Below are 25,787 nucleotides of genomic sequence, written 5' to 3' on the forward strand. Positions count from 1 at the left end.
GCTATAGCGGAATGGAGCGATCGTCGGCAAAGGCGTGCAATAGCGCCCGCATCGGCGTTCCCTGGGTAGGCGCCGTCAGATTGTCCCTGAAGAAGGCCTCCAGTTCCTGCAGCGGCAGTTCGGTCAGCATCGCCTTGACCGGACCGATCGAGGCCGGCGACATCGAGATAGAGCGGAAGCCGAGGCCGATCAGCGCCATCGCGGATATGGGTTTTCCGGCGAGTTCGCCGCAGAGCGTCACCGGCGTGTTGTTGCGCACTCCGGCATCGGCAATCATCTTCAGCACCCGCAGGAACGGCGTCGACAGATTGTCGAAGCGGTCGGCAAGCTGCGTGTTGCCGCGGTCGACGGCCATGACGAACTGGAAGAGGTCGTTGGAGCCGACCGAGACGAAATCGACCGCCTTCATCAATTCGTCGAGCTGGAACAGCAGCGACGGCACTTCCAGCATCGCGCCGAGTTTGAGGCTGGTGGGCAAATGATGGGCAAAGCGCGACAGGTGCCGGACCTCGCGGTCGATGATCTCGCGCGCCTGCGCGATTTCGGACAATTCGGTCACCATTGGCAGCATCAGCTTCAGCTCGCGGCCGCCGCAGGCCTTGAGCAGCGCCCGGATCTGCGTCCTGAGCAGGCCTGGACGATCGAGCGTCAGCCGGATCGCCCGCCAGCCGAGCGCCGGATTTTCTTCCTGGATCGCACCCTTGAAGTAAGGGAGGACCTTGTCGCCGCCGATGTCGATGGTGCGGAACGTCACCGGCTTCCCGCGCGCCGCCTCGAGCACGTCGCGGTAGAGCCGCTCCTGCGCCTCGGCGCGCGGGAAGGTCGAGGCGACCATGAACTGCAGCTCGGTGCGGAACAGGCCGATGCCGGCAGCGCCCGACTCCGTCAGCTGCGGCAGGTCGACGGCCAGGCCGGCATTCATCAGAAGATCGACGGGAACCCCGTCCTTGGTCAGGGACGGCTTCTTGCGCAGCTCGCGATACACCTCCTGCCGCCGCGCACGGAAGCGGACCTTTTCGGCGTAGGCGGCTTCCAGGTCGGATTGCGGCCGCAGATGGATGGTGCCTTCCTCGCCGTCGACGATGATGGCGTCGCCGTTTTCCGCCATGGAAACGGCGCCCTTAACCTGTCCGGCGACCGGGATGCCCATGGCGCGCGCCACGATCACCACGTGGCTGGTCGCGGCGCCATCCTCCAGCACCAGGCCGCGCAGCTTGTCGCGCGGATAGTCGAGCAGTTCCGCCGCGCCCATCGAGCGGGCGATCAGGATGGCGTCCTTGGGCAGCGAGGCGGCGACGTCCTCCGGACCGCGCCCCATGAGCTGGCGCAGCAGCCGGTTGGCGAGATCGTCGAAATCGCTCATCCGCTCGCGCAGATAGGGGTCGGTCATGTGCAGCATGCGCGCGCGCATGTCGCTCTGCACCTTTTCGACCGCCGCTTCCGCCGTCAGGCCGTTGCGGATCGCCTCTTCCAGCCGCCGTACCCAGCCGCGGTCGTTGGCGAACATGCGATAGGCCTCGAGCACCTCGCGATGCTCGCCCTCGAAGGCGACGTCGCGGCGCTCCAGCATGTCGTCGATCGAAAGCCTGAGCGAGCCCAGCGAGCGGTCGAGGCGGCGCACTTCCTCCTCGCTGTCCTCGTTGAACAGGTTGGTGACGACGATGCGCGGCTCGTGCAGCACGACATGGCCGAGCCCGACGCCCTCGTTGAAGGCGAGGCCTGTGAAGCTCACCGGGCGGCGCAGGTCGAGCTCGAGCCCCGGCTTGGTCAGGCGGGCGAGATCGCCGGTGGCGATCATCTCGGCGATAACCATCGCCGTCGTTTCCAGCGCCTCGACCTCGTCGTCGCGATAGTGGCGCATGGTCTTGTTCTGCACCACCAGGACGCCCAGCGTGCGCCCGGCCCGCAGCACCGGCACGCCGAGGAAGGAATTGTAGATCTCTTCGCCCGTCTCCGGCAGGTAGGCGAAGGCCGGATGCTCCTGCGCATTGGATAGATTGAGCGGCCGCGCGCTGGCGGCAATCGTGCCGACCAGGCCTTGCCCCAGCCGCAACTGCGCCAGGTGGACGGCGTTGGGGTTCAGACCCTCGGTCGCGTAGAGTTCGAGCACCGAGTCGGCGCGCAGCACGTAGAGCGAACAGACTTCGGCGACCATATTGGAGGCGATGTCGCGCACGATGCGGTCGAGCCGCTCCTGCGGCTCCAGCGGCTCCTGCATGAGCTCGCGGAGCCGTTTGAGCAGAACGCGCGGGCCACTGGCCGTATCACGCATCGCGGCTTGTTCTCCAATGGGCAATTCGCCCGCCGCAGTTTCTCCCGCGACCGGCGCTCACGCAACAACTGACTCAGTTCTTGCTATTGCTTATCCAGACCGTAGACGGAATGCAAAGTGCGAACCGCGAGTTCCGTATATGGACCGTCGATCAGTATCGAGATTTTGATCTCGGAGGTGGTGATGGCACGGATGTTGATCGCCTTGTCGGCCAGCGCCTTGAAGGCGGTGGCGGCGACGCCGGCATGGCTGCGCATGCCGATGCCGATGACCGAGACCTTCGACATGCCGGCTTCCGACTGCACGACATCGTAGCCGACATCGGGTTTCAGCCTCTCCAGCACCGCAAGCGCCTTGTCGACGTCGCCCGAAGGCACGGTGAAGGTCATGTCGGTGAACTTGCCGTCCTCGGAGATGTTCTGGACGATCATGTCGACATTGATGTTGGCCTCGGCCAGCGGGCCGAAGATGCCGGCGGCAACGCCTGGACGGTCGCCGACGCGGCGCAGCGAAATCTGCGCTTCGTCCTTGGCGTAGGCAATTCCGGTGACGACCTGCTGTTCCACGATCTCTTCCTCGTCGCAAATAAGCGTTCCGGGCGGATTGAGCAAATCCCCCATTCCGGGTGCATCGGGATCGTCGAAGGACGACCGCACGAAGGTACGCACCCTGTGTACCATGGCAAGCTCGACCGAGCGCACTTGCAGCACCTTGGCGCCGAGCGAGGCCATTTCGAGCATTTCCTCGAAGGAAATCTTGGCCAGCCGCCGGGCCTTCGGCTCGATGCGCGGGTCGGTCGTGTAGACGCCGTCGACGTCGGTATAGATGTCGCAGCGGTCGGCCTTGACCGCCGCAGCGATGGCCACGGCGCTGGTGTCGGAGCCGCCGCGGCCGAGCGTCGCGATGCGGTTGTCCGGCCCGATACCCTGGAAGCCGGCAATGACCGCCACCTGGCCCTCGCCGAAACGCTTGACCAGGAACGCGCCGTCGATGTCGAGAATGCGCGCCGCGCCATGGGCGTTGTCGGTCTTGATCGGGATCTGCCAGCCCTGCCAGGAGCGGGCATGCACGCCCATGTTCTGCAGCGTGATCGCCAGAAGGCCGGCGGTGACCTGCTCGCCCGAAGCCACCACGGCGTCATATTCGCGCGCGTCGTGCATCGGCGAGGCTTCACGCGTCCAGGCGACCAGCTCGTTGGTCTTGCCGGCCATGGCCGAAACCACCACGGCGACGTCGTGGCCGGCATCGACCTCGCGTTTGACATGGCGCGCCACATTGCGGATGCGGGCGATGTCGGCGACGGAGGTTCCGCCGAATTTCATCACGATGCGCGCCATGGAAGCGAAATGCCTTTAACTGAAGCCGGTATACGGCCGAAAACGGGAAGAAAGCGCCCGGCTGGCGCCGGCCGCTGAATGCGCGGCCTCCTTAGCCAAAACGGCAAGGCTTCGCAAGCGATGGCGGGCAGGAAGGGGCCGGACCAGCTTCCCGGACTCCTGACAGCTTCCCGAGGCCTCCCATGCGATAAACTCCTGGAATTCGTTCCATGGAGGATTTTATGAGCGAGACTCTGGAAATCGTAAGCTTCCGGCTGAAGCCCGGAACCGAGGCAGGCTTTCTCGCCGGCAACGATCTGATCAGCGCCTGGCTGGCGGGGCAGCCTGGCTTTCTGAGCCGCTGCCTGGCCAGGCGCGACGATGGCGCTTGGATCGATTTGGTGCGGTGGCAGAGCCGCGAGCAGGCCCTTGCCGCCGCCGCGCGGATCATGGCCGATATCGGCGATTGCGAGGCCATGCAGGCTATCGACCCCGCCAGCGTCGACATGGGCCATGCGGCGGTTGTGCTGTCGAAGCCTTAGCCGGACGGCCGATGCCTGTGGCCGCTCAACTCAGCGCGATGGCTTTCCAGAGACCCGGATAGTCGACGATGAAGCCGGACGGCAAGACCTCCAGCACCTGATCGTAACCGAATTTCGGCGCGGCATAGGCGTAACGGTTGTTGTCGAGGCGGCAGTAAGTCTGCTCGAGGCGTTCGAGCCTTAGCTCGGGAAAGGCCAGATAGGCCGCGGGAGCAGGCATCGGAACGCCGGGCCGGAGATCGAGGCGTCGGATCGGCAGCAGGTTCGAAGCGGGGGTGAAACCAAGGTCGAGGTCGATAAGGCCCGCCACCTGCGTCTGCTTCTTGCCGTTGAGCACCCAACCGCCGTCATCGAGCCTGTCGAACCGATAGTGCAGCGCGTCGCCGCCAAGAAATCCCGCAACGCGCGCGGCGCGGGTCCGCCATCGGGCATCGCAGTCGATCTCATAGGAAAGGCCGCACGGCGCGCCTTCCTGCAGGAAAACAGCCTGCCCTTTCAGGCTCCAGCCGGAGCCCGCCTTTGAAAGCAGACAGCCATCATGACCTTCCTGGTCAAGCCGGAGCCAAAGGATCGAGGCCTGCATGTTTCGCTCCTTTTCGAGCATGATCCCTTTCCTTTCGCTTGCAAAAGCAGCCCTGTTTCCATTGCAGGCTCTTCAAGCTGCCACCTGGTGACAAACCTGCGAGCGGGCGTCGGCAAAGCGCTTCCGCTGACTTCTCCCTGGCACCAGCCGAAAAACCCTGCCTTGACTTTCGCCGCCGAGGACCCGACTTCCTAGCGTTCGAGGAGACCCGCCCATGTCAGAGCCCCGCCGATCGACCATCGATGCCGCAGAAGTCGAGCGCTTCTCCGCCCTTGCCGCTGAATGGTGGAACCCGAACGGCAAGTTCCGTCCGCTGCACAAGTTCAACCCGGTCCGGCTTGCCTATATCCGCGACCAGGTGGCGGCGCGTTTCGGCCGCGACCCGCGCGCGGCGCGGCCCTTCGAGGGTTTGCGCTTCCTCGACATCGGCTGCGGCGGTGGGCTTTTGTGCGAACCGATGGCCCGGCTCGGCGCCGAGGTCGTCGGCGCCGACGCTTCCGCCACCAACATCGAGGTCGCGAAGCTGCATGCGGCGGAGGCCGGCGTCAGCGTCGACTATCGCGCCACCACGGCCGAGGCGCTTGCCGATGCGGGCGAAACCTTCGATGTTATCCTCAACATGGAAGTGGTCGAGCATGTCGCCGACGTCGACCTGTTCGTCGCCAAGTGCGGCCAGATGGTGCGCCCCGGCGGCATCATGTTCGTGGCCACCATCAACCGTACGCTGAAGGCGCTCGGCCTTGCCATCATCGGCGCCGAATATGTCCTGCGCTGGCTGCCGCGCGGCACGCATCAGTTCGGCAAGCTGGTGCGGCCGGAGGAGCTTGGAAAGGCGCTGGGGGCGGCCGGGCTCACGGTGATCGACCGCACCGGCGTCATCTATCATCCGCTGGCCGACCGCTGGCAGAAGTCCAGGGACATGGACGTCAACTACATGGTGCTGGCGGAGAAAGCGTCGGTCTGATCGGCCAACCCGAAGCGTTGTCCTCAGGCCGCCTGGCTTTGCATCTTCGTGCTTGGCTGGCTTTGCGCCTTGGTCGTGATGAACACGCCTGCGGTGATGATGGCTGCGCCCAGCCAGGTCAGGAGCTGGTAGTGCTCGCCGAGGAAGATCGTGCCGGCGAACAGGCCGACGGCGGCCGCCACATAGCCGATCTGGCTGAGATAGACCGGGCCGCCGACCGCCTGCAGCCGGAAGAAGAAGGCGAACATGGCCGAGGCCGAGGCGACCTGTCCGGCGGCCACCAGCGGCACGCCGCCGAGCGGAACGAACGCCTGCCAGCCGAACAGTGTCAGGATGCCGAGGAGAAGCAAGGTCGCCGATGCCAGATGGCTGCCGACGGCGAGCTCGATCGGGCCCGTCTCCTCGGGCCAGTCGATCGTGCGGTAGATGTTGCCGGCCGCGAGGCTGACCGGGATCAGCAGGCCAATTGCCACCCAGAAATAATCGGCCGGCTGGCCGGCCTCGCCACGCGTCAGCGCGACCATCGCCGCGCCGACAAAACCAACGGCAATGCCGATGACACCGAGCAGGTTGGGTCGCCGCACGCCGAGCAGGATCGAGAACACCAGCGTGATGACCGGCGACAGCGTGAACATGATGCCCGTGTATCCCGCACCCAGATGAGGAATGGCCGAGAACATCAACAGATTGGGAAAGGCGTAGGACACGGCTGCGGTGACGAAGAAATAGCGCAGCTTGTGCGTCGTCAGTCGTATGCGCTCGCCAAGCAGCAGAAGCGCCAGCAACAGCACACCGCCTGCGCCGAGCGAGACGACGAAAGCCCAGACCATGCCCGGCACCCCGGCGGCCGTCGCCAGCTTGCCGAATGGCAGCGTCAGGCCAAGAAGACCACCGGTTACAACGAGGAGCCCGAGAGCCGAATCCAAGAGAGGTTTCATCGAATGGTCCTGTCGCTGCGAGGTCGCGCTTGGCGGCCATTCCAACTTAAGGTAACATAGCGCAAAGATTCTTAATGTCAAGATACTTTACGGTGAAACACATGGATCGTGCGACCAGAGCGATCGAGCAATGGCGGAGAGAGCGGCCGGATCTGGACGTCTCGCCGATGGGGGTGATCGGCCGCCTGAATGAAGCGTCGTCGCTGATCGCGCGCGACCGTCTCGCGCCCCTCTTCGCCCGCTTCGGCCTACAGACCGGCGAATTCGACGTTCTGGCGACGCTGCGTCGTTCCGGCCAGCCTTACGCGCTGACGCCGACCGATCTCTATGAGGCGACGATGGTCACTTCCGGCGCCATGACCGCCCGCCTCGACCGCCTGGAAAAGGCCGGCCTGATCCAGCGCGCGCCGCACCCAAGCGACCGGCGCGGCGTGATTGTCCAGCTAACCGCGAAAGGCCGCGAGCTCGTCGACGAAGCGCTCACCGCCCACGTCGCCAACGAGCATGAGATTCTTGGCGGCTTGACGCGCGAGGACCGCGAGACTCTGGCGAAATTGCTGGAAAAACTGATCGTCAGCCTGAGTTGAGCTCGGCCAGAGCATTTCACCGTTTCACGGAACGGCGAAACGCTCTATCTCTTTGTTTTGACGCAATTCCTGACGGAAAACCGCGTCACACTTTTCCTGGAATTGCTTTAGTTCCGGTCGTCCGGAAAGCTCGGGATCGGCATGAACTCGACGCCGTCCTCGATCAGGCCTTGCGCCTCTTCCGGCGTCGCTTCGCCATAGATGCCGCGCGGATCGGTCTCGCCGAAATGGATTTTGCGCGCCTCCTCGGCGAACTTGTCGCCGACATAGTCGGCATTCTCGCGTACCTTATCGGCCAGCGCCTTGAGCTGCGCCAGCGCCTGCTTCTGCGCTTCGCCCATGGCCAAGGCGACCTTTTCCTGCTTGCGGGACGTCGAGACGGCCGGCGCCATCAGCGCCTTCCCTATCTTATGCGAGCCGCAGCTCGGGCAGTCGATGAGGCCGCGCTTCTTCTGGGTGTCGAAGTCGTCATTGCTGCGGAACCAGGCCTCGAATTCGTGCTCGTGTTCGCATATTAGGGAAAAACGGATCAAGAGGCAGCACCCCTGAGGCGCGGCGCCTCGCCATCGCCGGCGTTGATGGAAAAATCCCGCGCGTTCTTCAGATTGGGAATCTTGCGGCGCGCGGCGCGCGACTGCGCCGGACCGATCTCGGCCACGATCACCCCGGGTTCGTCATGCGCGGCCTCGGCGATGACGCGCCCCCACGGGTCGACGATCAGCGAATGGCCATAGGTCTCGCGCCCATCCTCATGCAGGCCGCCCTGCGCGGCGGCGATGACATAGGCGCCGTTTTCGATCGCGCGGGCGCGCAACAGCACATGCCAATGCGCCTCGCCGGTCTGGCGCGTGAAAGCGGCGGGCACCGTCAGCACCTCGGCCCCGGCCATCGCCTCGGCGCGGAACAGCTGCGGGAAGCGCAGGTCGTAACAGACGGCAAAGCCCAGCCTCGTCCCCTCGATATCGGCCACGACCGCTTCCGTTCCCGGCTCGTAGGAAGCGGATTCACGCCAGCTCTCGCCATTGTCGAGGTCGACATCGAACATATGGATCTTGTCATAGCCGGCGATCAGGGCGCCGTCGGGCGAAAACAGGAACGCGCGGTTGGCGAGCTTGCCGTCGGCGCGCAGGATCGCGGTCGAACCGACATGCAGGTGAATGCCGAGTTCCTTCGCCAGCCGGCGCGCGGTCGCGACGACCACGTCCTTGTCCTCGGTGGTGAAGGCGGCGGCTCCCGCCTGCTTGTCGCGAATCAGCCCCCCGGTCATTTCCGGCGTCTGGACGTAGGTGGCGCCTTGGCCGGCAGCCTGGCGGACCAGAACCTCCATGTCGGCGGCGTTGCGCTGTGGGCTCGTGCCCGAACGCATCTGCACGGCGGCGGCCTTGAAGGTGCCCATGATCATCTCCCGTTGGCGAGCAGCATGTCCAGCCGGCCCTGCGACTCCAACTCGTGGAGGTCGTCGCAGCCGCCGACATGGGTGCCGCCGATAAAAATCTGCGGAAAGGTGGTCCGGCCATGCGCCTTGGATATCATCTCCTGGCGCAATTCCGGCGAGAACGAGGCGTCGTGCTCGGTATAGGCCACGCCCTTGCGGTCGAGCAGCCGCTTGGCCGCATTGCAGTAGCCACACATCATGCGGGTATAGATCGTCACATCAGCCATCGGCCGGCAATCCTGCTCACGCATGCCGTCCCGTGCGAAAACGACATGCAGCAAAACATCAACTCAAACCTATATAGTTGCGGACTCGTCGGGCCGAAAGTCCCCGGGCAGGACGCGGGCAAAGGTGAGGATATCGACCGCTCCGGCGCCGCCCCTCTTCAGCGCCTTGGCGACCGCCCGTACTGTGGCACCGGTGGTATAGACATCGTCGACGACCAGCACCCGGCGGCCCGAGATTTCGATTTCAGCGTCCGGCGGCACCCGAAAAGCGGCGCGCACATTCTCCTCACGCTCGTGCCGTTCGAGCCCGACCTGCTGGCGCGTCAGCTTCACGCGTCTGACCGCGGATGGCTCGAACGGCAACCCGCTGAGCTTTGAAACGGCTCGCCCGAGTTCCGCCGACTGGTTGAACTGGCGCCGGAAGAAGCGCCGCCAATGCAACGGCACCGGAACGACGAGGTCGGCCTCCGCGATCAACTCGGCTCCGGCGCGCATCATCCAGTTTGCCATCCATGGCGCGAGGTCGGTCCGGTCCTGATATTTCAGCTCCTGCACCATCTGCCGCGCGACGCCCGAATAGACGACGGCGGCTCGGGCCCGCTCGAAGGGCGGCGGATCGGCGATCGCTTCCGCGGAAAGAAAGCCCTCGCCCATGTCATGGGCGAAGGGCGTACCCATCACCGGACACCAGGGCTTCTCCAATAGCCTCAGCTTTGGCCAGCAGGCGCCGCACAGCACGCCAGGCTGCGACACATGGCGACGACAGCCGGCGCAAACCGGCGGAAACAACAGGCGCGCCGGCCAGGCCAGTGCCTGCCGTGTGATGTGCTGGATCGCGCTGGTCTTGATCTTGTGCACCGGATCGGCCACGTGATTGGAACCCCGCGCCACATTAACACCACTCCGGCAGGCGGGGACAACAGGAAGCTTTTCATTGCAGCCCTTGATCGACACTGAGCTCTGGCTTGCGCGCAAGCGCCGGGCGCTTGCCCGCCCCGTCGAAGGCGCCGATTTCCTGATGCGGCGGGCGGCGGAAGATCTTGCCGACCGGCTGGACGCCGTCGAGCGCCGCTTCGGCAAGGCGGCCGCGCTGTTCTGCCAGACATCGGCGGCGGCCGAGGTGCTCACCGAGAGCGGCAAAGTCGGTGAAATCGTGCGTGTCGAGATGGACGAAGCGTTTCTGGCCGGCGGCCCCGGCCTGGTAGCGCCGCCGGAGACCGTGCCGTTCGAGGAACGCAGCCTCGATCTCGTCGTCTCCCTGCTGTCGCTGCACGCGATCAACGATATTCCCGGCGTGCTCGCGCAGATCCGCCGGGTACTGAAACCGGACGGGCTGTTCCTCGGCGCTTTCGCCGGCGCGGGCACGCTCGCGGAGCTACGTGACAGCATGCTCGCGGCCGAGACGGAGCTTTGCGGCGGCGCAAGCCCGCGCATCCTTCCCTTCACCGACGTGCGCGACGCGGGTGCGCTGCTGCAGCGCGCCGGCCTGGCGCTGCCCGTCGCCGACGTCGAAACGGTCGCGGTGCGCTACGATACCCTGTTCGACCTCGCCGCCGATCTGCGCGCCATGGGTGAAACCAGCGCGCTCATCGATCGCAGCCGGCGGCCGGCCGGCAGACGCCTGTTTGCCCGCGCCGCCGAGATCTACGCCGAGCGGTTCTCGGACCCGGACGGCCGTATCCGGGCAAGCTTTTCGATTGTCTGGATGTCGGGTTGGGCCCCCGACGCCTCGCAGCAAAAGCCGCTCAAGCCAGGATCGGCCAAGGTCTCGCTGAAGGCGATCCTGGAGAACCCGCCGAAGAGTTGAGGCCTGCGGCTCTGGTTGCCTGACCCGCTTCGTCAGGGGGAGAAAGCTTGGACCAGCCTGCTGTTGTTGTCGCTGAACAGCCATTGGAGCGCATCCGCGGCCTTGCTGACGCCGCCAATGATTACAAGCGACAGCACGGTAAGGATCAGGCCATATTCGACGGCCGTGGCGCCCGTTTCATCCCTCACGAATTGCTGCAGCAGGTTTTTCATGATCATCGATCCCTCATGCAGAAATTCTAATGTCCTACCCGTTAAGAAAGGTTAACGGCAAAAGCTTAACAGCGGGTGAAACGCCGTTGTCCCGTGGAAACCGTTAACCACGTCAGCACTCGCCGCTGCGGCTGCCGTCGCTGCGGATGACGCAGATTGAACCGGGCAACGGCTGCAGCACGCTGCGCCGCACCGTATATGTATCGACGCGATGCCCGATCGATCCGGTCGCGGTCATGTCGAGCCCGCCCGCGAAGCCGGCGCGGGCGCTCTGCGGCCGGGTCTGCTTGTCCAGAAAGGGCGTGGCGATCAGCGCCAACGCCACGGCGGCCGAGCCGAAGAGAAGCGTTATCCGCAGGATGCCCATGCCGGCGTCCACGGCACGAAAGCCGCGGTCGGGCCGGATCGGGTCCCAGTCTCTTTCAAGGCTCATCCCGTGTTTCCCAGTCATCGACGATATCGCCGCGAAACGGCTTCGCGCAATCTTTCACGTCGAGATAAATCTTCCATTAACGCTGGCTAAAGCAGGCGGCCGCGAAGTCACAAAAGATCGATGAGGAACTGGATCAGCGGCGCATCGGCCGGCGGCATCGGATAGTCGCGCATCTGCCGCGGCCTGACCCATTTGAGCCCCTGCCCTTCCCTGGCCTGCGCGATGCCGCGAAAGCGCCGGCAGACGTAAAGCGGCATCAAGAGATGGAAATCGTCGTAGGAGTGGCTGGCGAAGGTGAGCGGCGCCAGGCAAGGAATCTCGGTCTCGATGCCGAGTTCCTCATGCAACTCGCGGACCAGGCACTCTTCCGGCGTTTCGCCGGGCTCGACCTTGCCGCCTGGAAACTCCCACAGGCCGGCAAGCTGCTTGCCCTGCGGGCGCTGCGCCAGAAGCACGCGCCGGTCGGCGTCGACCAGCGCGCAGGCGGCGACCAGCAGCAGGCGCTTTCCCGACGGCTTAACCTCGCTCATGCGCCCGGCGGCCGTCGATAGTGGTAGCGATAGACTTCCTCGAAGCCGAGCGACCGGTAGAGCGAGAGCGCCGGCGCGTTGCCGGCCTCGACCTGCAGCCAGGCCTCGCGCGCGCCGCGCAGCCTGGCCCACTTCAGCGCCGACAGGATGAGATTTCGGCTATGGCCTTTCTTGCGCGCCGACTTCTCGGTGGCGACCTCGAACAGCCCGGCAAGATCGCCGTCGTGAACGCAGATCAGCGTCGCCAGCGGCTCATTGCCATCTTCGAGCGCGAACAGTCCGGCCTCCGGCTGGATGGCGCCGATGACCTCGGACAGGCCTGGCCGAAGCGAGGCATCCGAGCCGCTGGTCCTGAGCGATGCGCCGATGAAGCGGCTGATGTCCTTGAGCGGAATCTGGTCCATGGCCGCGCCGAGCTCGACCTCTTTCAACGCCAGCCGCATCACCAGCGATTCGTCGAACTTGTTCCAGCCGGCCTTGTCGAGATGCGCCGACAGCACCTGCCCCGACAGCGGAGACATGCGAAAGGTCAGCGGCCTGCCATAGGCATCGAAACGCCGCGCGGCGCGGCCAATACGCTCTTCAATGGCGTGCGTGTCGCCCGGATCGAGCGGATTGACCGAGTTCAGACGCTTGGCGGGGTGCCCGGCCGTAAGCCGAACCACCCAGGTCCCGTCATAATGGACGGCCGCCGCCGGCCAGGCGCGAAAACCCGCCGCCTCGTAGCGGCGCACGACCGCCAGCACGCTTGCCGGATGCCTCGACACCGGCGCCATCAGCTCCGGTAATCGCCGTTGATGGCGACATATTCCTTGGTGAGGTCGCAGGTCCACACCGTCGCCTTGCCGCGGCCGATGCCGAGATCGGCGCGGATGCGGATATCGTCGCGCTTCATATAGGCCGAGGTCGCTTCCTCCGAATAGGCCGGATCGCGCTCGCCCTCATGCGCCAGGCGATTATCGCCGAACCAGATCGACAACCGGTCGCGGTCGGCGGGTTCGCCGGCCTTGCCGACGGCCATGACGACGCGGCCCCAATTGGCGTCCTCGCCGGCGACCGCGGTCTTGACCAGCGGCGAATTGGCGATCGAAAGCGCAATGCGTTTGGCCGAACGTGCCGATTTCGCGCCGGTCACGGTGACCTCGACCTGTTTGCGCGCGCCCTCGCCGTCGCGCACCACCTGCAAAGCCAGCGACTTCAGCACCTTGCCGAGCGCCCGGCGGAATGCGCCGAGCCGTGCATCCTTCGGGTCGCTGATAGCGGGCGCGCCGCGCTTGCCGGCGGCACCGGTGGCGAAGATGAGCAGCGTGTCGCTGGTCGAGGTGTCGCTGTCGACGGTGACCGCGTTGAAGGTCTTGGCCGTGCCGCGCGAGAGCAGATCCTGCAGCACGGGCGCCGCGATCGGCGCGTCGGTGGCGATGAAGGACAGCATCGTCGCCATGTCGGGCGCGATCATGCCGGCGCCCTTGGCGATGCCGTTGATGGTGACGTCGGCCTCGCCAAGCCTGACCGTCGCCGTCGCCACCTTCGGATAGGTATCCGTGGTCATGATGGCCTTGGCCGCCTCGCTCCACAGATCCGGCTTGCCGTCCTTGACCAGGCCGGCGAGCAGATGGCTGAATTTGTTGGTGTCGAGCGGTTCGCCGATCACTCCGGTCGAGGCCAGGAACACTTCGCCTTCCGAGCACCCCGCGGCCTTGGCCGCGGCCTCGCCGGTCAGCGCGGTCGACGCCTTGCCCTTCTTGCCGGTGAAGGCGTTGGCGTTGCCGGAATTGACCACCAGCACGCGCGCCTTGCCGGCGGGCAGGTTCTGGCGGCAGAAGTCGACCGGCGCGGACGGACATTTCGACCTCGTGAAGACGCCGGCGACAGCCGTGCCCGGATCGAAGACCATGGCGAGCAGGTCGGTTCGGTTCCGGTACTTGATGCCCGCTTCGGCGGTGGCGATGCGAACGCCCTCGACGACCGGCATCTTCGGATATTTCTTCGGTGCGAGCGGCGAAATCGTAGCGGACATGATGACCCCGGAGCGGCGAGAACGCGAACGGAAGGCCGGTTTGCCTGATAGCGCGCCCCGGCGCAAGGGCGTTGTGGCCGAGCCTCACCGACCGCGCCAACCGTATCGCTGCCTAAAACGGATCGTTTCGTTTCATCGGCCGAGCCGATATGATTGGTGACAGATTCACCGGCTAAGGAAGACTGAAATGGGCGAGGCCGCCGCCGGCGGGCGCAAGTCGATCGGCGCCAAACGTAACCCGGAGAGCGCCGACGCCATTCTCGAGGCGGCTGAAGCGGTGCTGCGCGAGGCCGGCTATGCCGGCTTCTCGATCGAGGCCGTCGCCCGGCGGGCGCGGGCGGGAAAGCCGACCATCTATCGCTGGTGGCCGAGCAAGGCAGCGCTGCTGATCGAAGTCTACCAGCGGCAGAAGCATGTCGAGACACCCGACACCGGCAACGTCGAGGATGATCTGACAGGCTTCCTCAAGAACCTGTTCGCGCATTGGCGCGACACCCCGTCGGGCAATATCTTCCGCTCGCTGGTCGCCGAGGCGCAGTCGGACGAAACCGCGGCGGCGGCGCTTGCGAACTACGCGAAGGGCCGCCGCACCCATACCGGCATGATGATCGAGCGCGCCAAGGCACGCGGCGAGGTGGCAGCCGATGTCGATGCCGGGATTGTCGCCGACCTTATCGCTTCCTTCGCCTGGCGGCATCTGCTGAGCAATCGCCTCGACGAGGACGAAGCTGCTATCCGTGCCGCCGTCCGCTATGTGGTGCGAGGGATAACACAGGCGCCATAAAGCGAAGGGCGCCCGAAGGCGCCCTCTGTAGACAACTGTCGTCGGTTGCTGGCGATTACTTGCCGGCCTCGAGCGTGTCGACGTCCTTCTTGAGCTTCGCGTCCGCGATCTCGACCTTGGCGGCGGCGCGCAGTTCCTTGACCATGGCGAAATACTTGTCGCGGATCACCGCCTGCTTGGCCTGGTCCTTGACGTCGTCGAAGGCCGGCGGCTGCTTGGCGCGCTTGTCCTCGACCTTGATGACGTGCCAGCCGAACTGCGACTGCACCGGCTCCTTCGAATATTTGCCGACCTCGAGCGCGAAGGCCGCCTTGTCGAATTCCGGCACCATCTGCCCGGGACCGAACCAGCCGAGGTCGCCGCCACTGGTCTTGCCGCTCGGATCGCTGGTGTGCTCGTTGGCGAGCTTCTGGAAGTCGGCGCCGCCGTCTAGCTGCTTGATGATCGCCTCGGCCTCCTCCTTCGTCTTCACGAGGATGTGACGGGCATGGATTTCGTTGACCGGCGGCGTGTTGGCGATTTCCTGGTCATAGCGGGCGCGCACTTCGGCATCCGTCACCTTGTCGACGACTTCCTTCTCGACCACCTCGCCGTGGAGCGCGCGCGACTGCAGGAAAGCCATGCGGCGCTGGAAGTCGGGATCCTTGTCGAGACCGGCGTCGACCGCCTTCTTGGCCATGACGCGGATTTCGATCGCCGCCGAAAGGGCCGCCGCGCGGCGCTGTTCAGGCGGCAGCTGCGCGAACTGTTGCGACAGTTCGCCTTCGGCGAGCTGAAGGTCGGCCTCGGTCAGCTTCTGGCCATTGACGGTGGCGACCACGGCATTGGGATCGACCGGCGCCGCCGGAGCTGCGGCAGGTGCGGTGGCGTCCGGCTGGGCGGGCTTGGTCTCCTGGGCCATCAGCGGCGACAGGCAAAGGGCCGAGAGCCCGAAGGCCAGACCGAAGCTGGCGAGCGAGGCGCGGCGGAACGACAGGGACATCAAGATAAACTCCAATGGGTATTGCCAATAAGGATCGCGTGAGCGGAAGGGTTCCAGATAGTCGGATTGTGGCGGAATTTGGCGCTGCCCACAGGGCCAACGCGGCGTTGACATCGATTGAGCCCCCTCTTATCTGTCCAACGACTTGGCGTCCAGAACCGTTTTCCGGGCGCTTTTTGCGTTTGCCCGCATTCACGCGGATTTGATGGGCCCGCCAGGTGCCTGTCGCAAACGACCAAAATTGCTATCGAAAGGACCATTGGATGGTCAGTCTCGGCGGTCTCGCCCGTAAGGTTTTCGGTTCCTCCAACGACCGCCGCGTCAAGTCGACCCGGCCTCGCGTCGAGGCCATCAACGCCATGGAAAACGAGATGCGGGCGCTTTCCGACGCCGAGCTCAGGGGCCGCACGGAAAAATTCCGCCAGGATCTCGCCAACGGCGCTTCGCTCGACGATCTCCTGGTCCCGGCTTTCGCCACGGTGCGCGAAGCGGCCCGCCGCGTGCTTGGCATGCGGCCTTTCGACGTACAGTTGATCGGCGGCATGGTGCTGCACAATGGCGGCATCGCCGAGATGCGCACCGGCGAGGGCAAGACGCTGGTCGCCACCCTGCCGGTCTACCTCAACGCGCTGCCGGGCAAGGGCGTGCACGTCGTTACCGTCAACGACTACCTGGCCAAGCGCGACGCCGAATGGATGGGTCGCGTCTATAAGTTCCTCGGGCTGACCGTCGGCATCATCGTCCACGGCCTTTCCGACGACGAGCGCCGCGAGGCCTATGCCTGCGACGTCACCTATGCCACCAACAACGAACTCGGCTTCGACTACCTGCGCGACAACATGAAGTATGAGCGCTCGCAGATGGTGCAGCGCGGCCATACCTACGCCATCGTCGACGAGGTCGATTCCATCCTGGTCGACGAGGCGCGCACGCCGCTGATCATCTCCGGTCCGCTTGAGGACCGCTCGGAAATGTACAACACCATCGACGCTTTCATGCTGAAGCTCGAACCGGCCGACTACGAGGTCGACGAGAAGCAGAAGACGACGATCTTCACCGAGGACGGCACCGAGAAGCTGGAAAACATGCTGCGCGACGCCGGCCTGCTGAAGGGCGAGTCGCTTTATGACGTCGAGAACGTCGCCATCGTCCATCACGTCAACAACGCGCTAAAGGCGCATCAGTTGTTCCAGAAGGACAGGGATTACATCGTGCGCAACGGCGAGATCGTCATCATCGACGAGTTCACCGGCCGCATGATGCCCGGCCGCCGCTATTCGGAAGGCCTGCACCAGGCGCTCGAAGCCAAGGAGCACGTGCAGATCCAGCCGGAAAACCAGACGCTGGCCTCCGTCACCTTCCAGAACTATTTCCGCCTCTACAAGAAGCTTGCCGGCATGACCGGCACGGCGCTGACCGAGGCCGAGGAATTCGCCAACATTTACAATCTCGAAGTCACCGAGATCCCGACCAATCTCCCGGTCGCCCGCAAGGACGAGGACGACGAGGTCTACCGGACGGTGGAAGAGAAATACAAGGCGATCGTCAAGGAGATCAAGGAGGCGCGCGCGAAGGGTCAGCCGATCCTGGTCGGCACCACTTCGATCGAGAAATCCGAACAGCTCGCCGAGCGGCTGCGCAAGGACGGCCTCAAGGACTTCGAAGTTCTCAACGCCCGCCATCACGAACGCGAGGCATCGATCGTCGCCCAGGCCGGCAAGCCCGGGGCCATCACCATCGCCACCAACATGGCCGGCCGCGGCACCGACATTCAGCTCGGCGGCAACGCCGACATGCGCATCGCCGAGGAACTGGCGGACATACCGGAGGGGCCGGAGCGCGAGGCGCGCGAGAAGGAGATCCGCGACGATATCGCCAGGCTGAAGGAGCAGGCGCTCGGCGCCGGCGGCCTCTATGTTTTGGCCACCGAGCGCCACGAGTCGCGCCGCATCGACAACCAGCTGCGCGGCCGTTCGGGTCGTCAGGGCGACCCGGGCCGCTCGAAATTCTTCCTGTCGCTGCAAGACGATCTGATGCGCATTTTCGGCTCCGAGCGCATGGACGGCATGCTGCAGAAGCTCGGCCTCAAGGAAGATGAGGCGATCATCCATCCCTGGATCAACAAGGCGCTGGAGAAGGCGCAGAAGAAGGTCGAGGCGCGCAATTTCGACATCCGCAAGAACCTCTTGAAATATGACGACGTCTCGAACGACCAGCGCAAGGTGGTCTTCGAGCAGCGCATCGAGCTGATGGACGGCGAAGGCCTGTCGGAAACGGTTGCCGAGATGCGCGAAGGCGTCATCGAGGAGATCGTCGCAAAGAACATTCCCGAAAACGCCTATGCCGAGCAGTGGAACGTCGCCGGCCTCAAGGAGGAGGTGGCGCAGTACCTCAATCTCGACCTGCCGATCGAGGAATGGGTCAAGGAAGAAGGCATCGCCGAGGACGACATCCGCGAGCGCATCACGGCCGCCGCCGATGCCGCGGCCAAGGAGCGCGCCGACCGCTTCGGCCCCGATGTGATGAACTATGTCGAGCGCTCGGTGGTGCTGCAGACGCTGGACCATCTGTGGCGCGAGCATATCGTCAATCTCGACCATCTGCGCTCGGTCGTCGGCTTCCGCGGCTACGCCCAGCGCGATCCACTGCAGGAGTACAAGGGCGAAGCCTTCGAGCTCTTCCAGGCCATGCTCGGCAACCTTCGCCAGGCCGTCACCGCGCAACTGATGCGCGTCGAGCTGGTGCGCCAGGCGGCGGACGCGCCGCCGCCCGAGGCTCCCGAGATGTTCGGCAGCCATATCGACGGCCTCACCGGCGAAGACGATTTCCAGGGTGGCGAGACGGCGCTTCTCATGCGTCAGGACTCAAGCACCGTCGTCGCGCCGGAAAACCGCGACCCGAAGAACCCCGCCAGTTGGGGCAAGGTCGGCCGCAACGAGCTCTGTCCCTGCGGCTCCGGCAAGAAGTACAAGCACTGCCACGGCGCCTTCGCCTGACCTCTTCTTCCTTCACCCCGTCACAACACGGGGAGAAGGTGGCCCGCAGGGCCGGACGAGGAGCAGCGTCGGCGCTGGCGGTTCCAGTAGAACGCTTTCATCGGCCAGCGGACCTCACACCAGCCCCGACGCACGCGCCGCGGCCGCCGCCTCGCCGCGCGACACGGCCTCCAGCTTCTCCAGCACCGCCGAAACGTGGTGATCGACCGTTTTCGGCGAGATGGTCAAATGCGCGGCGATCTTCTTGTTGGAGAAGCCCCGCTCGATAAGCTGCAGGACCTCCATCTGGCGCTGCGTGAGGCCGGCCTGGTTGGCGCGCGTCGCCTGCCTCGGCCCTCTCGCAACGTGGCTGACGCCGCTTTCCCGCATCATAGAGCGCACATGCTGCGCCACCGGCCGCGCGCCGAGCCCCTCGAATATGCCGAGCGCCTCGCGCAGCGCCGCCTCGTCGCCCTGCAGCAAGGCCAGCGCCCGCTCGAAGGGGGCATCCATCTCGGTCCACAGCGCGGCGGCGCCGCGCCAATCGCCAATCAATTGCAGGCGATGCGGCTCGGCCATGCCGCCGGTCTCGCCCGGATCGCTTCCGGGCAACAGCAGCTGCCGCCAGGTCGCCAGTTCACCGAACGCCGCCCGTGTCGGCGACAGACTTTCGGCAAGCGCGATCAGGCGAAGCGCTTCATCCCGGTCGCCCTCACCCAGCCATGCCAGTTCGGCCGTCACCGCGGCAAAGGGCGCAAGCCGTTGCAACTCCAGGCCCTTGTCCAGGAAGGTTCTCATCTCGCTGAGAACCGGCCCGGCCGATGGATCTCCGCGGCGGACACGCAACCGTGCCAGAGCGACGAGCGACGGATAGCGTACCAATGGCGTCGTTGCCTCGTCGTCGATGACCTCGTGCGCGATTGTCGCCGCGTCATCCCAAAGGCCGAGCCTGAGGAAAAGCTGCGCCTGCACGCCGCGCATGTAATCGCGCCAGGTGGCGAGATCGTTCTCGACGCAATAGCCGATGCCGCGATCCAGGAACGCCGCCGCCTCGCCGAGATTGAGCCTGTTCATCTCGACACAGGCGCAGTTGGTGAAGGCACGCGCGGCATGCTCCTGAAAATTGCCCGTGAGGGCAATGCCAAGGCTGCGCGCGAGATCGCTCCGCCCCTTGGCGAAATCCAGCCATTGGCCGGCCGCCCCGACATTGTTGAGGGCATGGCAAAGTATGTCCGGCCGGTTGAGCCGCTCCGCCAGTTCGACGGCCTTCCCGCCGAACGCAAGCGTGTCCTCGAGCCGCTCGGCCAGCATCGCCAGTTGCGAGAGATTGGAATAGGCCATGGCGAGCTCGGGACTGTCGGGCGCCGTTTCCAGCAGCTCCACGGCTTGTCCGCCGAGCCGGTCCGCGGCCTCGCGATCGCCGAGCAGGTAAGCGAAGCGCGAGAGGCATCTGAGGCTGTCACCTTCCTTGATCCGGTCGCCCAATGCCTGGCGCAGCTTGCGCGCCCGTCCCTGGGCTTCCATGGCGGCCTCGACGCGGCCGATCAGGTGGCACTCGAACGCATGGCCTTCATAAAGTTCCGCCCGTTCCTGGATCGGGAGGATATCGGCATAACGCAGGGCGACTTCGTAGTACCCGGTCGCGTCGCGATGCGCGCCGACGCGGGAGGCCTCGCGCGCCGCAAGCGGCGCCAGCTCGCGCACCGCCTCAAGATTTTGCGCCTCGACGGCGTGATGCACCAGTCTTGCCGTGGCGACCTGCGGGTTCTCCTGCAGCGCTGCAAGCGCGCGTTGATTGTATTCACGCCGCTTGCTCGGCGTCAGCGCCATCTCGATGGCGCTGCGCGCGATCTCGTGCCGGAAGGCGTAGCCGTCGCCGAAATCCTCGAGCAGACCATTGGCGACGCACTCGGCAAGTTGGCCGGCGGCGGCAATGCCGCAAAGGCCGCTGAGCGCCCAGGCATCGGCGCGGCGCGGAAACACCGACACGGCGTCGAGCATCGAGCGGGCACCCGACGACAATTTTTCGGCCCGCGCCAGCACCGCGTCGCGCACGCTGGCCGGCAGCGCTATGTCGCTTTCGGCCGCCAGCAGCTCGGTGACGAAGAAAGCGTTGCCGGCGCTTGCCCGGTAGATTGCGTCGCCGTCGCGCTCGGCCGCCGCGGCAAGCGACAGCACCGCCTTTTCACTGAGCAACGGCACCTCGATGCGCTGGACGTTGCCGGCCGGGATCTCGCCGAGCGCGCGGCGCACGCGCATCTGTCCCTCGCTGCGGTCGGTACGCGCCGTGATCACAAGCATGATGCGGGTGTTGGCGATACGCCGGCCGAGGAAGCGGACGAAATCGAGCGTCGCATCGTCGGCCCAGTGCAGATCCTCGATGATCAGCAGGCTCGGGCCTTTGGCCTCGAAGGCATCGAGCGCGTCGGAAAACAGCGGCAGCCTCTGGCCTTGCCGCGCATCGATCGCCCGTGGCAGCTCCCACTGCGCCTCGCGGGCGAGATCATAGAGCGGCCCTAGCGGATCGGGGATCGACAGGTCCTCGCAGGCGCTGCGCAGCAAGGTTATCCCTTGCCCCACGCGCGCCACGAAAGCCTCCGCCAGCGCCGTCTTGCCGGCGCCCGCCTCACCCGCCAGCGCCGCGACACGACCACGACCTTGTATCGCGTCCGCCAGCAGGGCGTCCAATTGCTGCAGCTGCGTCTGCCGTTCCAGAAGCATCGTCACTCTCTCGCGAAGCGGATTTTTACCACGGCGGGTTACCGCCACGATAGTCGGGAAGGTGAGCACCTCAATGTGACCTTCCACACATTGAGGTGCGTCTCTCCACAAATAACGTCCCTAACATAGGGAATCGTCCCGCCAAATATGGGGAAAGGCTCCGATGCGCGGCTTTTGCCGGCGTGATTTTAGTCCGGCCGCGCTCCAACCGAGCCGTACTCAACCATGAAGGGAAAAACAATCATGCCTCGCTACCTGGTAGAACGCACATTTCCAGATAGCCTCAACGTGCCGATGAACGACGCCGGCGCCACGGCCATGGGCGGCGTCATCGCCCGCAACGCCGAAAAGGGCGTGACATGGGTGCAGTCCTTTGTATCGCCCGACAAGGGCAAGAGCTTCTGCATCTACGATGCGCCCTCGCCCGAGGCGATCCGCAGCACCGCGCAGAAGAATTCGCTCCCGGTCGACAAGATCACGGAGGTGCGGGTCCTGGACCCCTACTTTTATCGCTGATCCGGCGCACGATCGACACGACGATGCGGACCATCTCATCCTTGTCGATGGCGGACCTGATGTCGAGCCGGACAGCGCGGGAGTATCCGCCGCGGCGGATACTCCCGCGCCACGCCGCGGCCTCGTGCGACGGATCCTGTCGGCACTGCTTTCGCCTCTGCGAAACCAGCGCCGCCGGCAGCCACCGAGGGACGACTATCTGAGACGCGACATCGGCCTGCATGAGCAGGAAAACCCGCGCGAATATTGGGAATATTGGTGGCATCATCGCTGATCCCATGACTGTGGGATCAGCGTTTCGCCCCCTTTCAGCGAGAGGCGTTGCAGGCACCCGGACCTGGTCTTGACCCAGCCGGCACTGCCTTTGCGCCTCAACCGAACTTGGAGAGGAAGATGACTATTCACGACTGGAAACGCTGCCTCATCGCCGCATCGGCCCTGACCGTCTTCGCGGCAGGCGCCGCCTCGGCAAAAACCGTCAACCCGCTCGCCGAAAAGGTGCGGGCGCTCGACAGCCGCTTCGAGGACGTCGCGGTGGCGAAGGCCGAAGGGTATGCGCCGATCCCTTGCGCCAGCGGACTCACCGGCGGCGCCATGGGCATCCACTATGTCAATGCCGCCTATCTGAAGGACGACGCCGTGGACGTCGCCAAGCCGGAAGCGGTGATGTATGAGCCGGTGGCCGACGGCACGCTGAAACTGATCGCCGTCGAATACATCACCGCGAAGGGACCGGCCTCGCTCGAGGGCCATCTGTTCAACTTCAACACGGCGCCCAACCGCTACGGCCTCGGCCCATTCTATGAGTTGCATGTATGGGCGTGGAAGCAGAACCCGACAGGCGCCTTCGCCGACATGAACCCGAACGTATCGTGCGACGCGATGCAAGGGATGTAAGGTGCCCTTCCCTTCTCCCCGTTCCACGGGGAGAAGGTGGCCCGTCGGGCCGGATGAGGGGCGGCGCCGTCGTTTGTGGTTCGCATTTCTTCCGAGGTCCGAAAAACGATGGCTTGACGTGAAACCTCCACAACATCGCCCGCGAACAAATCATCGGCCTGCCGACTTCCGCGCAAATATTCGAAACCCGGCTCCGCCCCTCATCCGCCTGCCGGCACCTTCTCCCCGTATAGTGACGGGGAGAAGGAAGCACCCCACCCAACCGTTTCTTAATGTGTCTCGAATACATCGGAACGCTGGAAAGAGGCGGAAAACGGAGACTGTTCGGGGTGCGCTTTTCCGCGGCAACGACTGCCGGGCGGTTCCTGCCGCAGCGCTGGGCGCTGCGCATGCGTCCGTTGCTTGGCCGCATCGATGCCGTCCTCTTCACCGCCGACGAGCGCGGCGAAGCCGGGCGCATGTCGCTGATCGCCTTCTCGATCCGCATCGTCAGCGCCTTCATCGCCTTCGTCAGCCAGGTGCTGATGGCGCGCTGGATGGGCTCGTTCGAATACGGCATCTCGGTGCTGGTCTGGGTGACGATGGTCATCGTCGGCAATCTCGCCTGCCTCGGTTTCCACACCTCGGTCATCCGTTTCATTCCCGAATATCGCGAGCGCGGCATGCTGGCCGAATTGCGCGGCATCGTGCTGGCCAGCCGCCTGTTCGTGCTCGTCGCCTCGACGCTGATCGCCGGCCTCGGCGCGCTTGGCGTCTGGCTATGCTCGGACTGGATAGAGAACTATTACGTCATCCCCTTCATCCTCGGCGTCATCTGCCTGCCGATGATCGCGCTCGGCGATCTCATGCAAGGGCTGGCGCGCGCCAATTCATGGGCGCTGCTGGCGCTGTCGCCCACCTATCTGGTTCGGCCGGTGCTGATCCTGCTGTTCATGGCGCTGATGCTTGGTCTGCATTATGTGCCCGATGCCAAGACCGCGATCTTCGCCTCGATAGCGGCCACCTATGTCACGACGCTCGGCCAGCTGGTGGCCGTCACCTCGCGCATGGACAAGAAGACCCCGGCCGGACCGATGGCGGTGCATTTCGGCCAGTGGATCCTCGTCTCGCTGCCGATCTTCCTGGTCGAGAGCTTCTTCTTCCTGCTCACCAATGCCGACGTGCTGATGGTCGGCGCCTATCTCCAGCCCAATGATGTGGCCGTCTACTTCGCCACGGTGAAGACGCTGGCGCTGGTGCATTTCGTCTATTTCGCGGTCAAGGCCGGCGTTGCCCAGCGCTACGCGCAGTTCACCCACGGCGAGCCCGAAAGGCTTGCCGCCTTCGCCCGCGAGACCGTCTCCTGGACCTTCTGGCCTTCTCTGTTGATGGCGCTGCTGGTGCTGGCGCTGGGCGAACCGATGCTGGTGCTGTTCGGCCCCGAATTCACCGCCGGCTATCCGCTGCTCTTCCTGCTCGTGCTGGGGGTCGTCGCGCGTGCCGCCGTCGGCCCGTGCGAGAGCCTGCTCACCATGAGCGGCAACCAGAACATCTGCGCCGCCGTCTACGCCATGACGCTTGCCCTCAACGTCGGCCTCAACGTCATCCTGATTCCGCATTTCGGCCTCTGGGGCGCGGCGATCGCCACCAGCCTTGCCATGGTGTTCGAGGCGAGCGCGCTCTCCTTCACCGTCTGGCGCAAGCTCGGCATCGTCATGGCGATCTTCGTGCCCGCACAAAAGGAAGTCGCCTGATGGCCGCCGTCCCGTTGCTCGAAGAGACCAGCGGCGGCCCAGCCGGCGCCATGGTCTCCAACCTTGCCGGCCTGGCGCGCGAGGTCGACCCTGCCCATATCGAGCTCTTTGCCAGCAACAGGCCGGAACGCAAGCTCGCCATCTACCCGGCCTCGGCCGGCTTCGACCTTGTCGAGGAACTCGACCATCTCAGCGCCCGCACTGTCGAGCCCAATGTCTTCTTCAACCCGCGCTTCCTGGCGCCGGCGATGCCCCGGCTGGAGGACCGCGAGGTGCGGCTCGCCGTGATCCGCGACGGCGACGAGTACCGCAACAGGCTGCGGCTACTGGTGCCGTTCTCGGTCGAGCGGCCGGCGATCCCGCTCGGCGTTCCGGTGATGCGCACATGGTCGAGCCCGTTCGGCCCGCTCGGCACGCCGCTGGTCGATCGCGACGATCCGGTCGGCGTCATCGAGGATTTCTTCTCGATGCTGGGGAGGCCGCATCTCAAGCTGCCCAAGGTCTTCGTGCTGCCCGACATGCGGCTCGACGGCCCGGTGGCGAGCCTGCTCACCTCGTTCGCCGACAGTCGCGGCTTGACCATGGTGACCACCGGCAGGGCCGAGCGTCCGGTGCTTGAAAGCGATGCCGACGGCGAGAACTATCTCAAGGCCTCGCTGCGGGCGCATCACTATCGCGAGTTTCGCCGCCTGAAGCGGCGCCTTGCCGATCTCGGCAAGCTCAAGCATGTCGTGGCGCGCGGACCGGACGAGATCCGCCACGCCATCGAGGGTTTCCTGACGCTGGAGGCGGCCGGCTGGAAGGGCCGCGAACGCACCGCGATGGCAATCGACCGCTACCGCGCCGCCTTCGCCCGCGAGGCCGTGCACAGGCTGGCCGAGCAGGACATGTGCCGCATCCACTTGCTGACGCTCGATGGCCGCACCATCGCCTGCCTCGTCGTCTTCGTCGAAGCCGGCGTCGCCTACACCTGGAAGACGGCCTATGACGAAGCACTGGCTGCCTTTTCGCCGGGCACGCTGCTGATGATCGAGGTGACCAAGCAGCATCTCGACGATCCCAATATCGTCATCAGCGATTCCTGCGCGATGCCCGACCATCCGGTGATGAGCCGCCTGTGGGCGGAGCGCAAGCCGATGGGCACGCTGGTGATCGGGCTGACGCCGGACGCCGACAGGCTGGCCCGACAGGCGGCCTCGCAACTGCACCTCTACCGCGAGACCCGCAACATGGCGCGCGTCCTGCGCAACCGCATGCGGAGCCTTTTGAAAAGACGCTAGATGCGCGGCGGAACACCGGCTATGGCTTGCGGCGGC

25 protein-coding genes are annotated in these 25,787 nt (G+C 65.2%); 10 read left to right on the forward strand and 15 right to left on the reverse strand.

Going from position 1 to position 25,787, the window contains the following annotated elements; all coding sequences use genetic code 11:
• Position 1: 1 nt before the first annotated feature.
• Both ptsP and F3H96_RS19265 read right to left on the reverse strand, forming a co-directional pair.
• Positions 2-2,272 carry a phosphoenolpyruvate--protein phosphotransferase gene (ptsP, locus tag F3H96_RS19260; RefSeq protein ID WP_149803313.1) on the reverse strand — a complete coding sequence of 757 codons (2,271 nt, stop codon included), beginning with the start codon at positions 2,270-2,272 and terminating at the stop codon, positions 2-4.
• A gap of 83 nt (positions 2,273-2,355) precedes the next feature.
• Positions 2,356-3,609, reverse strand: a complete 1,254-nt coding sequence (locus tag F3H96_RS19265) for an aspartate kinase (RefSeq protein WP_149803314.1) — start codon at positions 3,607-3,609, stop codon at positions 2,356-2,358.
• 221 nt (positions 3,610-3,830) lie between these two features.
• Here F3H96_RS19265 and F3H96_RS19270 point away from each other — a divergent pair, with 221 nt between their 5' ends.
• Positions 3,831-4,130, forward strand: coding sequence for a hypothetical protein (locus tag F3H96_RS19270; RefSeq protein ID WP_149803315.1), 300 nt, complete (start codon positions 3,831-3,833; stop codon positions 4,128-4,130).
• Positions 4,131-4,155: 25 nt separating this feature from the next.
• Here F3H96_RS19270 and F3H96_RS19275 read toward each other — a convergent pair whose 3' ends face one another.
• Entirely contained in the window at positions 4,156-4,734 is a 579-nt protein-coding gene (locus F3H96_RS19275; protein ID WP_149803316.1) for a putative glycolipid-binding domain-containing protein, read from the reverse strand.
• A gap of 193 nt (positions 4,735-4,927) precedes the next feature.
• Here F3H96_RS19275 and ubiG point away from each other — a divergent pair, with 193 nt between their 5' ends.
• Positions 4,928-5,677, forward strand: coding sequence for a bifunctional 2-polyprenyl-6-hydroxyphenol methylase/3-demethylubiquinol 3-O-methyltransferase UbiG (ubiG, locus tag F3H96_RS19280; RefSeq protein WP_149803317.1), 750 nt, complete (start codon positions 4,928-4,930; stop codon positions 5,675-5,677).
• A gap of 23 nt (positions 5,678-5,700) precedes the next feature.
• Here ubiG and F3H96_RS19285 read toward each other — a convergent pair whose 3' ends face one another.
• The gene (locus F3H96_RS19285; RefSeq protein ID WP_149803318.1) at positions 5,701-6,615 is read right to left on the reverse strand and encodes a DMT family transporter; all 915 of its coding nucleotides are present in this window, start codon (positions 6,613-6,615) and stop codon (positions 5,701-5,703) included.
• Between the two features lie 101 nt (positions 6,616-6,716).
• Here F3H96_RS19285 and F3H96_RS19290 point away from each other — a divergent pair, with 101 nt between their 5' ends.
• A complete protein-coding gene (locus F3H96_RS19290; RefSeq protein WP_149803319.1) occupies positions 6,717-7,202 on the forward strand; it encodes a MarR family transcriptional regulator in 486 nt (161 codons plus the stop codon).
• A 107-nt stretch (positions 7,203-7,309) separates the two neighbouring features.
• Here the strand turns inward: F3H96_RS19290 and F3H96_RS19295 are convergent, their stop codons facing one another.
• The 4 genes from F3H96_RS19295 to F3H96_RS19310 all read right to left on the reverse strand — a co-directional run bounded on the left by F3H96_RS19295 (position 7,310) and on the right by F3H96_RS19310 (position 9,734).
• A complete protein-coding gene (locus tag F3H96_RS19295) occupies positions 7,310-7,735 on the reverse strand; it encodes a DUF1178 family protein (RefSeq protein WP_149803320.1) in 426 nt (141 codons plus the stop codon).
• A complete protein-coding gene (locus F3H96_RS19300; RefSeq protein WP_149803321.1) occupies positions 7,732-8,598 on the reverse strand; it encodes a carbon-nitrogen hydrolase family protein in 867 nt (288 codons plus the stop codon). Before F3H96_RS19300 ends, F3H96_RS19295 begins: the two co-directional genes overlap by 4 nt.
• Positions 8,599-8,600: 2 nt before the next feature.
• Positions 8,601-8,864, reverse strand: a complete 264-nt coding sequence (gene grxC / locus F3H96_RS19305) for a glutaredoxin 3 (protein WP_149803322.1) — start codon at positions 8,862-8,864, stop codon at positions 8,601-8,603.
• A 69-nt stretch (positions 8,865-8,933) separates the two neighbouring features.
• Positions 8,934-9,734 (reverse strand): ComF family protein, encoded by an 801-nt coding sequence (locus F3H96_RS19310; RefSeq protein WP_149803481.1) that lies wholly within the window; start codon positions 9,732-9,734, stop codon positions 8,934-8,936.
• A gap of 64 nt (positions 9,735-9,798) precedes the next feature.
• Between F3H96_RS19310 and F3H96_RS19315 the strand changes: the two genes are divergently transcribed.
• Positions 9,799-10,671, forward strand: coding sequence for a methyltransferase domain-containing protein (locus F3H96_RS19315; RefSeq protein WP_149803482.1), 873 nt, complete (start codon positions 9,799-9,801; stop codon positions 10,669-10,671).
• A 32-nt stretch (positions 10,672-10,703) separates the two neighbouring features.
• On the opposite strand, the gene F3H96_RS19320 is transcribed toward F3H96_RS19315, so the two are convergent.
• The 5 genes from F3H96_RS19320 to argJ all read right to left on the reverse strand — a co-directional run bounded on the left by F3H96_RS19320 (position 10,704) and on the right by argJ (position 13,863).
• Positions 10,704-10,883 (reverse strand): Flp family type IVb pilin, encoded by a 180-nt coding sequence (locus tag F3H96_RS19320; RefSeq protein ID WP_149803323.1) that lies wholly within the window; start codon positions 10,881-10,883, stop codon positions 10,704-10,706.
• Positions 10,884-10,995: 112 nt separating this feature from the next.
• A complete protein-coding gene (locus F3H96_RS19325; protein WP_149803324.1) occupies positions 10,996-11,316 on the reverse strand; it encodes a hypothetical protein in 321 nt (106 codons plus the stop codon).
• A gap of 107 nt (positions 11,317-11,423) precedes the next feature.
• On the reverse strand, positions 11,424-11,846 hold the full coding sequence (locus F3H96_RS19330; protein WP_149803325.1) for a (deoxy)nucleoside triphosphate pyrophosphohydrolase: 423 nt from the start codon (positions 11,844-11,846) through the stop codon (positions 11,424-11,426).
• Positions 11,843-12,622 carry a GNAT family N-acetyltransferase gene (locus F3H96_RS19335; protein ID WP_188131457.1) on the reverse strand — a complete coding sequence of 260 codons (780 nt, stop codon included), beginning with the start codon at positions 12,620-12,622 and terminating at the stop codon, positions 11,843-11,845. Before F3H96_RS19335 ends, F3H96_RS19330 begins: the two co-directional genes overlap by 4 nt.
• Positions 12,622-13,863, reverse strand: coding sequence for a bifunctional glutamate N-acetyltransferase/amino-acid acetyltransferase ArgJ (gene argJ, locus F3H96_RS19340; protein ID WP_149803326.1), 1,242 nt, complete (start codon positions 13,861-13,863; stop codon positions 12,622-12,624). Before argJ ends, F3H96_RS19335 begins: the two co-directional genes overlap by 1 nt.
• Positions 13,864-14,050: 187 nt before the next feature.
• Between argJ and F3H96_RS19345 the strand changes: the two genes are divergently transcribed.
• Entirely contained in the window at positions 14,051-14,647 is a 597-nt protein-coding gene (locus F3H96_RS19345; protein WP_149803327.1) for a TetR/AcrR family transcriptional regulator, read from the forward strand.
• 55 nt (positions 14,648-14,702) lie between these two features.
• Here F3H96_RS19345 and F3H96_RS19350 read toward each other — a convergent pair whose 3' ends face one another.
• Complete coding sequence (locus F3H96_RS19350) at positions 14,703-15,629, reverse strand: peptidylprolyl isomerase (protein ID WP_149803328.1); 927 nt, start codon at positions 15,627-15,629, stop codon at positions 14,703-14,705.
• Between the two features lie 263 nt (positions 15,630-15,892).
• Here F3H96_RS19350 and secA point away from each other — a divergent pair, with 263 nt between their 5' ends.
• On the forward strand, positions 15,893-18,625 hold the full coding sequence (gene secA / locus F3H96_RS19355) for a preprotein translocase subunit SecA (protein ID WP_149803329.1): 2,733 nt from the start codon (positions 15,893-15,895) through the stop codon (positions 18,623-18,625).
• Between the two features lie 114 nt (positions 18,626-18,739).
• Here the strand turns inward: secA and F3H96_RS19360 are convergent, their stop codons facing one another.
• Positions 18,740-21,325, reverse strand: coding sequence for a LuxR family transcriptional regulator (locus tag F3H96_RS19360; protein WP_149803330.1), 2,586 nt, complete (start codon positions 21,323-21,325; stop codon positions 18,740-18,742).
• Positions 21,326-21,568: 243 nt separating this feature from the next.
• On the opposite strand from F3H96_RS19360, the gene F3H96_RS19365 reads away from it, so the two are divergent.
• From F3H96_RS19365 to F3H96_RS19380, 4 genes are all read left to right on the forward strand, one after another.
• The gene (locus tag F3H96_RS19365) at positions 21,569-21,841 is read left to right on the forward strand and encodes a DUF4242 domain-containing protein (RefSeq protein WP_149803331.1); all 273 of its coding nucleotides are present in this window, start codon (positions 21,569-21,571) and stop codon (positions 21,839-21,841) included.
• Positions 21,842-22,234: 393 nt separating this feature from the next.
• Complete coding sequence (locus tag F3H96_RS19370; RefSeq protein WP_149803332.1) at positions 22,235-22,738, forward strand: hypothetical protein; 504 nt, start codon at positions 22,235-22,237, stop codon at positions 22,736-22,738.
• A 329-nt stretch (positions 22,739-23,067) separates the two neighbouring features.
• Positions 23,068-24,471 (forward strand): lipopolysaccharide biosynthesis protein, encoded by a 1,404-nt coding sequence (locus tag F3H96_RS19375; protein WP_149803333.1) that lies wholly within the window; start codon positions 23,068-23,070, stop codon positions 24,469-24,471.
• On the forward strand, positions 24,471-25,751 hold the full coding sequence (locus F3H96_RS19380; RefSeq protein WP_149803334.1) for a GNAT family N-acetyltransferase: 1,281 nt from the start codon (positions 24,471-24,473) through the stop codon (positions 25,749-25,751). The genes F3H96_RS19375 and F3H96_RS19380 overlap by 1 nt, the downstream gene beginning before the upstream one ends.
• Positions 25,752-25,787 lie beyond the last annotated feature (36 nt).

The organism is Mesorhizobium sp. NFR06, assembly GCF_900115245.1.
Classification (GTDB): Bacteria; Pseudomonadota; Alphaproteobacteria; order Rhizobiales; family Rhizobiaceae; genus Mesorhizobium.